This is a genomic window from Hyalangium sp., assembly GCF_045802625.1.
Classification (GTDB): Bacteria; Myxococcota; Myxococcia; order Myxococcales; family Myxococcaceae; genus Hyalangium.
The window spans coordinates 1-14,371 of sequence record NZ_JBJMQP010000017.1; the positions used below are offsets into that span (position 1 = coordinate 1).

The 14,371-nt window shown below is 65.8% G+C and carries 10 protein-coding genes and 3 pseudogenes; 6 read left to right on the forward strand and 7 right to left on the reverse strand.

Going from position 1 to position 14,371, the window contains the following annotated elements:
- Window positions 1–205 (forward strand): annotated as a pseudogene (locus tag ACJ8AT_RS03120) (hypothetical protein); the annotation flags it as partial.
- A gap of 319 nt (window positions 206–524) precedes the next feature.
- Here the strand turns inward: ACJ8AT_RS03120 and ACJ8AT_RS03125 are convergent.
- Window positions 525–713, reverse strand: a pseudogene (locus ACJ8AT_RS03125) (histidine kinase dimerization/phospho-acceptor domain-containing protein); the annotation flags it as partial.
- Window positions 714–1,464: 751 nt separating this feature from the next.
- Between ACJ8AT_RS03125 and ACJ8AT_RS03130 the strand changes: the two are divergent.
- Genes ACJ8AT_RS03130 through ACJ8AT_RS03145 form a run of 4 tightly spaced genes read left to right on the forward strand, consistent with a single transcriptional unit; the run spans window position 1,465 to window position 4,533 of the window.
- Window positions 1,465–1,635 (forward strand): hypothetical protein, encoded by a 171-nt coding sequence (locus tag ACJ8AT_RS03130; RefSeq protein WP_407736033.1) that lies wholly within the window; start codon window positions 1,465–1,467, stop codon window positions 1,633–1,635.
- 48 nt (window positions 1,636–1,683) lie between these two features.
- Entirely contained in the window at window positions 1,684–3,063 is a 1,380-nt protein-coding gene (locus ACJ8AT_RS03135) for an OmpA family protein (protein ID WP_407736034.1), read from the forward strand.
- Between the two features lie 16 nt (window positions 3,064–3,079).
- Entirely contained in the window at window positions 3,080–3,964 is an 885-nt protein-coding gene (locus tag ACJ8AT_RS03140; RefSeq protein WP_407736035.1) for a phosphodiester glycosidase family protein, read from the forward strand.
- A 56-nt stretch (window positions 3,965–4,020) separates the two neighbouring features.
- Entirely contained in the window at window positions 4,021–4,533 is a 513-nt protein-coding gene (locus ACJ8AT_RS03145) for a hypothetical protein (protein ID WP_407736036.1), read from the forward strand.
- A 232-nt stretch (window positions 4,534–4,765) separates the two neighbouring features.
- On the opposite strand, the gene ACJ8AT_RS03150 is transcribed toward ACJ8AT_RS03145, so the two are convergent.
- From ACJ8AT_RS03150 to ACJ8AT_RS03165, 4 genes are all read right to left on the reverse strand, one after another.
- The gene (locus tag ACJ8AT_RS03150) at window positions 4,766–6,466 is read right to left on the reverse strand and encodes a polysaccharide deacetylase family protein (protein WP_407736037.1); all 1,701 of its coding nucleotides are present in this window, start codon (window positions 6,464–6,466) and stop codon (window positions 4,766–4,768) included.
- 118 nt (window positions 6,467–6,584) lie between these two features.
- The gene (locus tag ACJ8AT_RS03155; protein WP_407736038.1) at window positions 6,585–7,367 is read right to left on the reverse strand and encodes a nucleoside phosphorylase; all 783 of its coding nucleotides are present in this window, start codon (window positions 7,365–7,367) and stop codon (window positions 6,585–6,587) included.
- A 128-nt stretch (window positions 7,368–7,495) separates the two neighbouring features.
- A complete protein-coding gene (locus ACJ8AT_RS03160; RefSeq protein WP_407736039.1) occupies window positions 7,496–8,920 on the reverse strand; it encodes a serine/threonine-protein kinase in 1,425 nt (474 codons plus the stop codon).
- A 213-nt stretch (window positions 8,921–9,133) separates the two neighbouring features.
- Window positions 9,134–9,826 (reverse strand): hypothetical protein, encoded by a 693-nt coding sequence (locus tag ACJ8AT_RS03165; protein WP_407736040.1) that lies wholly within the window; start codon window positions 9,824–9,826, stop codon window positions 9,134–9,136.
- Window positions 9,827–10,062: 236 nt separating this feature from the next.
- On the opposite strand from ACJ8AT_RS03165, the gene ACJ8AT_RS03170 reads away from it, so the two are divergent.
- The gene (locus ACJ8AT_RS03170; RefSeq protein ID WP_407736041.1) at window positions 10,063–12,144 is read left to right on the forward strand and encodes a M13 family metallopeptidase; all 2,082 of its coding nucleotides are present in this window, start codon (window positions 10,063–10,065) and stop codon (window positions 12,142–12,144) included.
- A gap of 45 nt (window positions 12,145–12,189) precedes the next feature.
- On the opposite strand, the gene ACJ8AT_RS03175 is transcribed toward ACJ8AT_RS03170, so the two are convergent.
- Window positions 12,190–12,588 carry a DUF488 domain-containing protein gene (locus tag ACJ8AT_RS03175; protein WP_407736042.1) on the reverse strand — a complete coding sequence of 133 codons (399 nt, stop codon included), beginning with the start codon at window positions 12,586–12,588 and terminating at the stop codon, window positions 12,190–12,192.
- Between the two features lie 86 nt (window positions 12,589–12,674).
- A pseudogene (locus ACJ8AT_RS03180) lies at window positions 12,675–14,371 on the reverse strand (VCBS repeat-containing protein); the annotation flags it as partial.

The window sequence follows — 14,371 nt, forward strand, 5'->3', positions numbered from 1 at the left end:
CTACGTGCGGCCCTTCCGGCTGCCGCACTACACCTCCGAGACCCTCAACTGGATTGAGAATTTCTGGAGCCACCTCAAGGTGGCCTACTTCAGCCGGATGCTGACCGAGGAGCGTGAAGCGTTCTATCCAGACGCTATCCGCCTCCTCCGAAGGTTGCGTCGCTCGGGAAGGATAGGTCCCTTGGCGCTCCGGACTACCCCCTGAACGGAATTACCTTCCCTGGCTTAGCAGAATCGCGCCCTTACCTCGTAATCGCCCGGAATGATTCGGAGTCGTTATCCCGTCGCGTCCCGTGTCGTCCCGTCCAGTCCCAGCCCATTCCGCAGGCTCCTGCGACATACGTGCAACATGACGGAGGACCCATCTGTGTAGCGGATGCTCCCATGAGCCAGCGAGCACCGGCGCAGTTACAGGGGCTTCGTGGCTCATCCAGGCCGAGCACGTCGGGCGAGCGGCACAAGCCCGTGTCGTGCGAGGGAGCAACCTACGGCCATGCAGTCACCCTGCCGGCCAGGGCTGCAACGGCCTCCGCCTTGGACAGGTCGAGGATATCGTTGACGAGGGTGAGCAGATCTGCGCCGCTAGCGTAGATGGTCTTGGCGTACTCTACTTGCCTGGTGCTGAGGTTGCCCTCCTCGTTGTCCGAGAGCAGCTAGACGAGGATGAGCAGCGAGTTGAGCGGGGTGCGTAGCGAGTGGCTCATGTCTGTGAGCTTGCTCCTGTAACGGGACGCGACGAATGCTTGGCCATGTGCCATTCCAGACTACCACTTTGGTGGTACTGCTTCGCTCCCAGTCCTTGTCTATCCTGGTGCTCAATCCTGAGAGGAAATGGGTTGAGAGGTCACCATGGGATCCTTCTCCAACAAGCGTTGGCTGCTACCAGGGTGGCTTTCCAATTATGTTGTCGTTAGCGGGCCGCGCCCCGAAGAGCTGCGAGGCTCAAAAGAGGTGCCAGACGTCTTTGTGGCTGGGCTCATTGAGAGCTGGCTCCTCTCTGGGCATGCGATAACCCTCTACGAGATCTGCGCTACGTCAGGTGGAAGCGTCTCTATGGCACATACCGTGCTTGAACGCGCATATCATGACCAACAACTCAAGAGACGCTTTCGTGAGGGCATGCGGCGAGGGGAGTTGTGGGTCTTTGAAGCTGAGCAACCGGTCCTCAAGGGCTCGGTGGTGCCTGTCCCCCCACTCCCGACGCGGCACCCCTCGGAAAGCTCCCGGCAACCAGAGCGAGCGCCCCTCGAGTTCAAGCGTGTCCAGGTCCAAGCCAGGGCCGCACCGGTGTCGGCGCCTGAGCCAACACCTGCACTAATACCTGCGCAAACACCTCCACCGACGCCTTCACCGACGCCTGTATCAACGTCTCTATCAACGCTTCAGCTCGGCCCTCCCAATGCCGAACCAGCGACAGAGCTGACGTTCATCGCCTTCCAGCTTCTGGATGAGGGAGGCAATCCGATGCCAGAGGTGCACTACCGCATCGAGCTACAAGACGGCTCTGTGCGGGAAGGCCGTCTGGACTCCCAGGGCAAGGCACTTGAGGACAATGTTCCCCCCGGCGAGTGCACGGTGTTCTTCCCTGATATCGCACATGCAGCCTTGGACTTCAGTGGTTCGAACCTGGTGTGAAAGAGCGCTTTGCAAGAGAACCCCTCTCATGGAAACGGCGGAATCCGCATGCCTCGACGTTTCATTCACAGCCGTACTGGGAACCGGCTCCCCACAGGTGAGGAAGTAGAGGTTCAACTTCCACTGAGGATCCTGCGCACGCGTCTCAAGGGGCTGCACTTCGAGAGTGACAAGACTTTCTTGCTACCTTCAGCAATGTCCGGGCTTCGTCAGTTGCGGAGGTTGTATGACGAACATCCCGGGGCCGCAGTACTGGTATCAGGTCATGCGGATACGTCAGGAGCGGCTGAGCATAACCTGCACCTATCCGAGGCACGAGCACAGGCAGTAGCCGCATTCCTCCAGGATCAGGTAGAGGAATGGTTGCACGAATATGAAGCTGTTTCGCGGTTCAAGCCTTGGGGGACACGCGAAGACCAGCACATGCTCTCGGTATTACAGGATTCACAGGGGCCCTTTTATGTGGGCCCGGTGAACGGATTGAATGGATCTGCCACCCAGGCCGCCGTACGCCGATTCCAACAATGGTTCAATGCCGAGCGCGGAGGCAACCTCACGGAAGACGGGCTCTGTGGGCCCAAGACGCGGCGAGCGATTATTGGCGAGTACATGGCCCAGGATGGAACGACCCTCCCCGCTGGGACGGATCTGGCCATTCATGGGTGTGGCGAAGCCCATCCAGAAGTCGATACGGGAGATGGTGTTCAGGCCCAGGAAAACCGTCGAGTGGAGATCTTCTTTTTTAGGGCGAGGATCATTCCCCCACCGCAAACCCCTTGCCCGCCGGGAGGCTGTCCGGAGTACCTAGCTTGGGTCGAGAGCACGGTTCGCACCATCGATCTGGACGGCGTTGATCAGGAAATACCTTTCCTGCGGCTCGTACCTCCTGTCCTGTCCTTCCATGGGAACGTCCTTGCCCGGCTCGAGCCGGTGGAACCCCGCCCCTTGCCCGTTATCAAGACTCTGAGTCTTGGGTCAGTGGAGATCGAGGAGGTCTGGCATGGCCCCGATGGAAACCTCTACTTCATCCCACCCAGCGGCGTGGAGGGTCCGGTCACGAGTCTCTCCCTCAACGGGGGAGCAGGCCGCGCTCCCGCGGAGCCTGCGCAATATACGCGCGATCCATTGGAGTCAGTCCGGTCTTTGTCCCAGCAGATGGAAGTGCTTGCACAAGCGGCTGAGCTCCGCGTGGGGCAGAGCCGGACAGAAGGCGAGTCTTCCAAGGAGACTCGCCTTCGTTACGAAGTCATTCGGGCCGACGGGGATCGTCGCTTGGAGGAGGCACTGGTGCGAATCGCGGGAGCCGAAGGCTTCTCCGAAGCTGGCGAGGCCATTACAACCGAGTTTGCCGAACTCATCGAGCGCCACGGCCAGGAGGAGTCCCAGAGAGTGGCCACGCTGTTCCCGGGAGGCCCCTCCGTGGCCTGAGGGGTGAAGGGATATCATGCTACCGAAGCCCATTATCGGAGGGAACTTCTTCACTGCGCTGGAGACGGTGCTCGGCTCGTCCAGCGGCCGAGGCCACTTCAACGATGGAGATCTCCAATACGCAGCCCTCAAACTGCCTGCCGCAATGCTGATCGTCCGGCGCACCGCCGAGGAGTTGTTTTCGGCCACTGTCGCGCGGGAGCAGGCCTCCAGTAAACTTTTCGCAGTCATCAATGGCAATATGTGGAATGTCACCACGGCAGGCAAACTGAACGCCTTTAGCGGGCATGATCCTGTGCCAGCAGGTGAGACCACCCCCATGGGTCAAGTCATCGTGAGCGGACAAATGGTGGACGGCACACCCGAGCCAAACCGCTTCTTCGCTCTCTTCGGGAGTTTCTTCAACAGCCCGCCACGCACGACAGAGTCCATGTATGAGTTCGACAAGGGTAATCCTTCTTCTCTCGCCATGAGCGCCGTGGGCGGCTTGGGACCGCTGATCCTCAAGCGTCTCAAGTTCGGTCATCAGAATCTGTATGACCCGAAGGTTCCACCGGGAGCGCCCGTCCAGGGGGAGCCAGGCCCAGCACACCTGCCTTTCCTGGTACAAAGAAACAACATGACCTACATTGCGATGGCTGCGAGAGGTCTCAGGACAGGCAAGGTTGCAATGGCTATTCACCGGGCCTCTTCCATCTTGCTGCTCCTGGTGCAGCCGGATGGGGCGCCTACCGGAATTTCTCTGGACATGTTGCGCGACAAGCTCTTCGATGTGGGAGTAGACGACGCCGTCTTCCTTGATGGCAGCGACTCAGCGATGCTTGTAGTGAACGGTGTCTTCCATGTGAGCCAAGGTGAGGACAAGGACGAGTTGACGACTATAGGTTTGGGCTTCCGATGAGCACTGCCGCTAAGCAGGACCCCTCCCCAGGCTTTCGTCGTACATGGAGGCACAGGGTGCTCCTGGTCGGCCTATTCTTGGGGAGCGCCGCGCTGGTTGCGAGTTCCAGGATCAACGTGTTGCTGACTGGGGGCAGTGATGTGCTGACCTGCCCCTACCGGCCAGCCTTGTGGGCCCAGATGGCAGCGCTCGCCGTTCTGATGGTGTGTGCCTGGAAGGTCACGAAGGCCGTGAGGCTGCTGCCCAGGGTGTCCTGGAGCCTAGCGGGTGTGCTCTTGTTCCTGCCGGCTCCGCTCACCCTTCTCGTGGGCGTCAACGGAGAGCGAAGCGTGGTTCAGGAGAAGTGGGGCCCTTTCACCCTCCGGACCCTCCAGGCCGCGGCTGAGGAGGGACGGCTTCTCGCCAGACGTGAGGGGGCTTTCCTTCAGGTGGAAGGAGGAACTGGGGGGCCCTCCTGGTTCTTCCTGGGGCTTTCGCCTTGGGGCATCGCGGGTGAAATAGAGCGGCATCCCTTGCTTGTGCTGCCCGAGGTGTCCCCCTTGGCGCAGTGTCCCGGAGATCCGAAATGACAATGAGGTACGCGCACCTGTCGCCCGAAGCGTGGGAGTGCGCGGTGCAGGAACTGGATCGGCCCATCTCCCAGCCGCGTGCCGCTCTGGGCTAGAGACGCCAGAGGGGCCCATAGGGGCCACATGAAGAATCAGAGGGAAGCAAAAAGCCCAGCAACCCTTCAAGACTGCTGGGCTTCTCGGGAGGGCGGCGGCGGCAATCGAACCCGCCGCAAGGCGCGCGTATGGAGTCTCAGGGGAGCAACTGGATGTCGTCGACGTAGAGCGTGCCCTGGTCTGCGCCCGACTGGTCCTGGAGGTAGAGCTCCCGGAGCGTGCCAGCGCTCGCGCCCAGGGTGCTGAGCGGGATGACGAGCTGCTGCCAGGTGCCCGGCTGGATGGGGTGGCCCAGCGCCTGGTCCAGGCGGCGCTCCTCGAGGACGTTCGAGCCGTCGGTGAGCAGCACTCGCGCGATCTGCCCGCCAGCGGTGCCACCATGCACCCAAAGGGAGAGGGACTGGTAACGGCTCAGGTCCACTCCCGTGCTGGCGTGGAAGTAGAGGCCCGCCCAGCCGTCCAGCTCCACGGCGATGGCGGACGCGCCCGCGTGGACGACGCCATGCGAGGACAGATCGTGCGTCGCCCAGCTCCAGTCCTCGAACCCGGCGCCGAGCCCCTCCGCGTAGAGGGAGAAGGGCTGCGTCGTCGGAGGCGGCGGAGGCGGCGGAGGCGTGCTGGAGTTCACCAGCCGGATGTCATCGAAGTACACGGTGGCCTGGTCTCCGCCCGTGTCGTCCTGGAGGTAGAGGTCTCGTACGGTGCCCGTGGAGAGCCCCACGGCGCTGAGCGGCACGACGGCCTGTTGCCACGTGCCCGCCAGGATGGGGTGGCCCAGCACCGCGTCCAGCCGCACCGAGCCGAGCTGCCGCGAGCCATCGAAGAACGCCAGCCGCACGCCCTGCCCGCCAGAGGTGCCACCGTTCACCCACAGCTCAAGGGCCGAGTACTGGCTCGCATCGAGCCCCGAGGTGTGGTGCAGATAGACGCCGCCCCAGCCATCGAGCTCGGCGGAGAGGGACGCCACGCCGCCGTGCACCACGGTGTGATTTCCGAGATCGTGCGTGGCCCAGCTCCAGTCCATGAAGCCGTCGCCCGTGGCGTCGTCATAGACGGCCGTGCTGCCGGAGGTGCCTCCCGTCAGTCCATCCATCAGCGCCACGCCCTGGGCGACGGTGACGGGCTCGAGGTTCTTCGTCTGGACGTAGTCGAGGATCGCCTCGAAGTCGCCGAGGTTGATCTCCGTGGACTGGGTGGGCGTGCCGCTCACGAACTGGTGGAACGTGAGGATGAGCCAGCTTCCATCGGCCGCGGCGGCGTCGATCCACGTGCGCACGGTGTCCACGCTGACGCCACTGTTCACGTCATAGGACCGGAGCTGCAGGATGTTGGAGTCCTTGAAGTTCTGGCCAGCGCTCACCGTGCGGTGACTGCCGTAGTACTTCTGGACGGTGGCCAGCACGCTCGCGTTATAGGCGCCGTAGGGCGAGGCGAACGAGGGCACGGCCTGCAGCCCGAACTGTGTCTTCAGCCACGCCTGCGAGTCGCGCAGCTCGGTCTCCACCTCGGTGGCGGACAGGGTGGTGAGATCCCGGTGCGTCATCGTGTGGGCGCCGAGCTCGTTGCCCTCGGCCAGGAGCGTCTGCACTTGAGGCACCGTCATGTAGCCAGCCCATCCGTTGCGGAGAGGCTCGGTGACCAGGAAGTAGGTGGCGGGGAGGCCGCGCGCGTTGAGCGCCGGACGCGCCGCCGTGAACTGCGATGCGAAGCCGTCATCCACCGTGATGCTCACCAGCCCTCGCTGAAACGGCGCCGAGGCCCACGCGGGCCCCGCTCCCAGGAGCAGCGCCACCACGAGCTCGCCCAGCACTCGATGCCACACTTTCAGTCCGCACATAGGCACTCCATGTTCAGGGTATGGAAGGGCCGCTCCCCTGGGAGCAATCACCTCCCCCTGAGTCCCATGAGCCTCCGAGCTGGAGAATGATGCAAAGAATCTGCGGAAGGGGCTGCGGCTACCGCGAGAGTCGCTCCGCCCCGCGCACGGCAACGTCGATCGCACGCTCCACTGCGCCGGCCTTCTGCTCCAGCACAATCCTCTCACCCGCAGTGCGCTGCGCGATCACCCCACAGACACAGCCGGCGGCGAACCCATAGACCGAGCCCATCTTGAACAACGTGCCCGACTCCATCTCATAGTTCAGCACGTTCAGGCGCCGGTACTCCTCGGTGATACCTCGGAGCCTGCGAAGCAGATGGGGGTTCGCGGACTCGCTGCGCTCCTGGCCCTCGTAAAAGGTGTCGGTCGACGCGGTGATGCCGACGTGACAGTCCTCCACCCCCAGCTCGCGCCCCGCCTCCACCAGCGCCACCGTCAGGAAGGGATCGGCGGCGGCCGGATATTCGGGGGGCGCGATGTCATTCGCTGCGCCCTGGAGACAGAGCGAAGCGCTGGTGATGACGACACTCCCTGGCCGGATGCGCTCCTGGATCGAGCCGCAGGTCCCGACGCGGATGATCGCTCGCACACCGGCCTGGACCAGCTCGTTGACGACGACGCTGAGCGACGAGGCCCCCATGCCGCTGGTGGCTGAGAGCACCGGACGACCGTTCGGCAACCTGCCGAGATAGCTGTTCAACCCCCGGTGCTCAGAGAGGGGCCGCACATCGCGAAGGTGCTTTTGTGCGATCAGCCGCGCCCGGTCAGGGTCGCCGGACAGCAGAGCGATCCATGGCGGATCGTCCCCCAGGTCGCTGCGCCCAAAGCCGATATGATACAGGCGATCCGCTTCTGACACCCCAGGCCTCCTCACCAAGCACTCCCCTGGGACATCGTGACACAGCTCCCGGAAAACAGGAGCCTCCCTTCCTCGGTTGGCAGTGTTTGTTGGTTCGGAGCGTGGAGCAGGTGGCTTGGGTGTCCGCGCTACTGGGGTTGGGAGTTCTGCGGGTTCGTGGGACTGGAAGTGGGACCGCGCTTGGAAGCGGTGATGGGCAGGTAGCATGTCCCCTTGAAGATCGAGCCGCCTGTTGCCTCACATTCCTCGCGCTCGAGTGGAACCTGCGCCCAACAGCCCCCATTGAGGGCGACCTGCTGCTTGCGCGGGCAACGTCCTCTCGCATCGGGCCGTATCTGTCCTGGCTCCGGCTCGGGAGGCGTCTCCTTGGCCATTGCCTCAAGGAATGAGGGCTCAGAGCTATCCATTGTGGCTGCGGAAGCAGCGGTCTCCCCGAGCCCCGCTGTGCCCGCATCGGGTCGATCTACGCCTGCGCTCTCGTGCTTACCGGAAGAAGGCGTATACACCCCGTCGCTGGGCACCGCCCACCACGCCCAGGTGGCCAGCACCACACCCGCGGCGGCTGTCAGCCGCCATGAGCGCCGGGGCCGTGCGGGCACCCGGGAATCGATGTCCGCCGCGGAGTCCCTGGCGACAGTGGACGCCGCGGGGAGCGGAGGGCTCTTCGGAAGGGTGGGCCTCGCGGACCGCTCCAACTCCTGCGCCCAGTGTGCGGCGGTGCCGCGATCCTCCGGACGCACCGAGAGCATGCGCAGAATCGAGTCTCGCAGCGGCGGGTCCAGACGCAGCAGCGCGGGCGGGACCACCACGGTGTCCTGGTGCCAGGTACCGCGCTCATCCCTCCGAGGCTCTGCCAACACCGGGTAGTCGCCCGTCACCAGCCGGCAGGCTGTCACGCCCAGCGCGTAGAGATCATCCGCCGGTCCCGCGGCATAGCGAGCCGTGGCGCTCCGGCCGCATTGCAGCTCAAACAGGTCCGCCTCCGGAGAGCAGTAGATCGGGGTACCTACCACCACGGCGGGCGGCGTCAGCGTCGCGGCCCCCGGGTAGATGCACATGCCCAGGTCCGTCAGCACGGCGCGGCTGTCCGCACTCCGCACCAGGATGTTGTCCCCCTTTACGTCCCGGTGCACGGCTCCCTGAGCGTGCACGGCCTGCAGGGCACTCGCCAGCTGCGCCAACAGCGTCAGCACCTGCTGCGGCGAGGGCGGCGGCTGCCGGGCCCAGCCGTACAGTGGCGCGCCCTCGATCCACTCCATGGCCAGGAAGGGAAAGCGCGCTCCAAAGGGGTGGTGCCACTCTCCGCTGTCCCACAGGCGCGGCAGGCTGGGGTGGCGCAGGCGCGAGAGCAGCTCCGCCTCGCGCGCCATTCGCGGATCCCCGGGCCGCAGGGCCACCTTCAAGGCCACGGGGGTTTCCTGCTCCTTGTCCACCTGCACCGCCCGGTACACGGCGCCGTGCACGCCCCGGCCCGCCCAGCCCACCACGCGCCAACGCCCCACCACCGTGCCAGGAGAGAGCTGTGCCGGGTGCAGCGCGAGTGCGGTTTCCATGGTGTGCCTCGTGCGGATGAAAGCGAGCTGTCGCCTCCCCCTCGCGCAGCCTACTTCACGGGTAGGCGGGCGTCAGTGCCTCCCGCGGGCTCCGGCACTCTGATTCAGCCCGGCTCAGCCGCGCGTGAACGCGAGTGGCCATCACGACGTGCTCCGCATGAGCGCCGGTCCAGGCTCCCGAGAAGCAAGCCGCTTACCGCCACCCGAAGCGTGTCAGTGGGGCTGGGGCGGCTCCTCCTCCTCGAGCTGCTCGGGCGTCTCGGCGGCCAGCTCCCGCAGCACCAGGGCAAACTCCTTCACCTGCTTGGACGGAACGCCCTCGAAGTCGAGCACCGTCACCCCATCGTTGTTGCGCATCAGCACCCGGATGCCAAATCTTTGGAAGAGAACCTCTCTGAGCCGCTCGTAGATCGCCAGGTGCGCCGGAGCGATGGGCAGATAGGTGCTGGGCGAGCGCAGGTGCTCCAAAGCCTTTCGTAGCTCCCGCGTGGAGCACCCCGCGAAGCGCTTGGGCTTCAGCTCGCCATTGTCTTGCGGCACCAGGATGAAGGTGGAGCCCGGCTCGGCAGGGTTCAGCGAGATCTGGGCAGCCTTCTTATAGGCGAGCAATTGCTCGAGCCGAGTGACTCCGAAGCGTGCCACCACCTCCTGGCTGAACTCGCGCGCCACCGCGCCGTCTCGCAGCAGCGCGGTGCGAGAGAGTCCCTGAATGTTGTCGCAGAAGAAGTCCGCGGGACTCTTGTATGGGGTGCCCGCCAACCACTGGCTGTCGGCGACGGCGTTGTGGAGCAGGCCCATGAGGAACGGGTTGCGCTCCTCATCGGCCTGGAGCTTGCGCATGGTGGACAGCGCCTGCTCCTTCGTCAGTCCCTGGTAGGGAGGGGTTGGAGTGTTCGGGTTGGACATGGAGAGAGGCTCCTGTGGAGAGGGGTGATGGAGCGGGTCATGCACAAGACTTGCCATCCTCCGGACTCAGTCAAAACAGGCGCTTACGCATCAAGCGCGTCTCAACCCAGCGCCCAACCGTCCGCTCTGATCTTCCCGCCGCTCCGTGCGGAATCAGATCTAAGGTGCGCCGGTTTTTCCCAACGCCCCTATGGATGGAGCCCGCTGTGAAATTCCATAAACCCTCAGTCCTCCTTGTGTCCCTCGCTCTCGCCACGCCCCTGGCCGCGTGCACGAAGATGGACAAGGCCGCGCCGGCCGCCGACGCCGAGCTCGCCCAGCCTCCTGCCGACACCACCGCGCTGAAGCTCGACGAGAGCCAGCTGCCGGGAGTCAACCGCTTCCAGCTCGCCGACCTGGACACCACCAAGAGCCCGTGCGCCGACTTCACCGGCTACGTCAACGGCAAGTGGCTCGCCGCGAACAAGATCCCTGGCGACCGCACCTCGTGGGGCGCGTTCGAGATGCTCGATGAGCGCTCCACCGCCGTGCAGAAGCAGCTCGCCCAGCGCGCCGCCGAGATGCCCAACGCCACCGGCGTGGACAAGATCATCGGCGACCTCTACGCCACCGGCATGGACGCCGGCCGGATCAACGCCCAGGGCCTCGAGCCGCTGAAGGGCCACCTGGAGGCGATCTCCCAGCTCCAGAACAAGGATCAGATCGCCGGCTACGTGCGCACCCTCGCCTCCCACGGCCAGAACTTCCTGTTCGCCTTCGGCTCCCAGGCCGACTTCAAGGACTCCAAGAACGAGCTCGCCTACGCCGCTCAGGGCGGCCTGGGCCTGCCGGATCGCGCCTACTACTTCGACGCCGACAAGAAGGACAAGCTCGCCGCCTACGAGCAGCACGTCGCCAAGGTGCTGGAGCTGTCGGGCCTGCCCGCCGCCACCACCGCCCAGCAGGCCAAGGACGTGGTCGCCTTCGAGACGCGCCTGGCCAAGGTCTCCAAGTCCAGTGAGGAGCTCTCGCGTGACATCTCGCTGTTCTACAACCCAATCAGCCTGGCCGACGCTGACAAGCTGACGCCCAACTTCTCGTGGACCCGGTTCTTCGACTCGCAGGGCGTGGCCGCGCCGAAGATGTTCTCGCTGGCGATCCCCGCCTTCCACCAGGAGGTCAGCAAGATGCTGGCCGACGTGCCGGCCGCCCAGTGGCAGAGCTACCTGCGCTTCCACCTCGTCGATCAGGCCTCGCCGTACCTCTCCGACGCGTTCGTGCAGGAGAACTTCCACTTCTATGATCAGACCCTCCGGGGTCAGGCGGAGCTGAGGGAGCGCAGCAAGCGCGTGCTCGACACGATCGAGGGCGAGGCGGGCGAGGCGCTGGGCCAGCTGTACGTCAAGGTCGCGTTCCCGCCCGAGTCCAAGGCGCGCATGGAGGCCCTGGTCAAGAACCTCCGCGAGGCCTTGAAGGCGCGCATCGAGAACCTGTCCTGGATGAGCGCCGACACCAAGAAGAAGGCGCTGGAGAAGTGGTCCGGCTTCACGCCCAAGATTGGCTACCCGGACAAGTGGCGCGACTGGAGCGGCCTGAGCACCCGCCGCGACAGCTACCTCGGCAACGTGATGGCCGCCCAGGAGTTCAACTACAAGTGGAACATCGGGAAGATTGGCAAGCCGGTGGATCGCACCGAGTGGGGCATGCCGCCGCAGATGGTCAACGCCTACTACAACCCGCTGCAGAACGAGATTGTCTTCCCGGCGGCGATCCTCCAGCCGCCGTTCTTCGATCCGAAGGCGGATGACGCCACCAACTACGGCGGCATTGGCGCGGTGATCGGCCACGAGATGACGCACGGCTACGACGATCAGGGCTCGCGCTTCGGCGCCACCGGCAACTTCGAGCAGTGGTGGACGGAGGCCGACGGCAAGGCGTTCAAGGCGCTCACGGGCAAGCTGGTGAACCAGTTCAACGGCTATGAGGCCGTGCCAGGCACCAAGGTGAACGGCAACCTCACCCTCGGCGAGAACATCGCCGACCTGGGCGGACTGGCCACGTCCTACGACGCGATGAAGAAGGCCACCGCCGGCCAGCCCGATCCGAAGATCGACGGCCTGAGCCGCGACCAGCGCTTCTTCCTCAACTGGGGCACCGTGTGGCGCCGCAACTTCACCCCCGAGGAGCTGAAGGTGCGGCTGACCACCGATCCGCACGCGCCGGCGAGCTTCCGCGCCATTGGCGCCCCGTCGAACCTGCCGGCCTTCGCCGCGGCGTTCTCGTGCAAGCCGGGCGAGGCCATGGTGCGCCAGAACGACCAGCAAGTCGTCATCTGGTAGGCGCCAGCGCGGCCGGGACCGGGGAGTGGCGCTCGCTGGAGTTCATCACGGCAAGGGCGCTCTCCCTGGGCTGGCTCGCCGCGCCGCCTGGATCAGCGCGGCGAGCATGGAGCGGTGACAGGCCTGCTCGAGGATGCAGTCCTTGGAGCAGAGCAGCGTCACCGTCTCGCCCCGATCCACCCGCGCGGCCAGCTCGGCGATCTTGTCCTGCTGCGCTTGCATCTCGTGCGTGTAGCGCTCGCGGTATTCGTCCAGGGTGATGGGCGCGCGGCCCTTGCCGTAGAAGGCGTCGAAGAGCTCCGGGCTGGGCCCCAGGTCGCGCATCCACACGTCCCAGGTCTCCTTCGCCTTGGGCAGGGCGCGCGGCCGGTACCGGCAGACCAGGATGCGCAAGCCGTCATCGGGCTCCGCTGGCACGCACCAGCGCTTGGTCTTGATAGGCATCCCCAATCAACCCTCCTGAGCCTTGGAGGTATTCCAGGAAGGCGGGCGCGCGGAAGCCTGGAGGCTCCCCGAGCTCAGCTCCAGGCTCAGAACCCGAGCGGCAGCGAGAACGCCGAGCCGTTCTGCGTACCCGTGCGGTAGCTCGTCGGCGCGCCGATGATGAGCGTCGGCGGGCTGCTCGTTCCCCCCGGAGCCAGCGACAGGTCCTGCCCGAAGTTGGAGCGCTCCGTCACATCACCCACGATGAGCATCCACGGCGACAGCTTGCCCTGCGACTGCGCCCCGCCCGCGTAGATGTAGACGGCGCCTCCTCCGTCGGACGCGTCCGAGGCCCCCGTCGCGCTCACGATGAGATCCGGGATCTTGTCGCCCGTCAGGTCCTTGCCGCCCTCCAGCGCCCGTCCGAAGTTCACCGCGCGCATGCGGTGCACCAGCGGAATGGGCGTCAGCGGCCCTCCCAGCGCGCCCACCAGCGCCTCGCCCGACGCGGGCCGCAGCGGGACAAGCTGCGCCTTGTCGAAGAGCAGCACCGCGGGCTGCGTCACGTCATCATACGGAACGCTCGTGGCGCTGATGGCCACGAAGTCCCTCGTATCGTTGAGGAACTTCCCCGCCCGGGTGATCGCCACGCCCAGGCCCAGGAAGTTGCCGCCCACCTCGCCATCCGCCGCCACGCGCACCCACGAGGCCGTGGTCCGCCCGCCGCAGCGCGTGCCTCCCAGATCGTACCCGAAGAGGATGATGACGCCCGCGCGGCCCGACTCCGTGTAGCGCCAGGCCACCTCGTCGCAGCCGTCCCCGTTCAGGTCTCCCAGCGCCGTGGGCACCGTGGTCTGCCGCACCGCGGAGCCGTCCGTGAAGTAGAGCGGATCACACCCCATGGTCAGCTTCGCCAGCGTGGAGTCATCTGGCGCGCGGCCGAGGAACACCTCGAAGCCGTTGTTGCGCAGCGCTCCGATGTCGTTGAGCCCATCGCCATTGAAGTCGAACCCACCCACCACGCCTCGGCCGATCTGGCTGCGCTTGCACCGCGCGTCCGTGTCCGGAGTACAGCCTGCGATCTGCAGCGGCGCCCATAGCCGGTAGGCATCCTTGAAGGAGCCATCCGCCTGCCCCAGCGACACCAGCAGGCCGCCCACGCCCTGCGAGCTGGTGGTGATGCACCCCGTCTTCTGCGAGGCGTATGCGGCCAGGTCCGTCGTCGCCGTGGAGGCCGGCACGGTGAAGGCCGGAGCGCCCACCACCACGTCAGGCCGGCCGTCGCCGTTGAAGTCCGTGAACGTCACGTCCGTGCCCACGTTGCGCCCCTTCACCACCGGCGAGCTGGCGCCCTCCGCCACCATGGCCGCCGGCGTGCCCTGCGTCACGTCGTACGCGTAGGCCCGGCCCGCGTTGAGATCATTCCCGTCCGCCAGCGGCCCGGGCCCCGCGAACCCCGGAGCCCCCACGAGCGCCACCGCCCGGCCTCCCACGCCCGTGGTCGCCGCCACCACCTCGCCAAAGCGCTCCACCGCCGGCTTCGCGGGCACCGGGGCCACGCTCCGGGTCCACTCGGCCAGCGAGGCTCCCGTCCGCGAGAAGGACTCCAGCCGGCCGGTGAAGGCTCCCGACTCCGAGGACGAGCGCGCGGAGAACACCACCAGCCCCGTCCCGCCCGCCGCGCTCCAGGGCGCCAGCCCCACGCCAAACACGTCCGACTTGCTCTGCCCCTGGATCACCGCCATGGGCTTGTTGATGACGCTGCCCGCGCTGAGCGTGGCCAACGGATACGCCAGCACCCGGC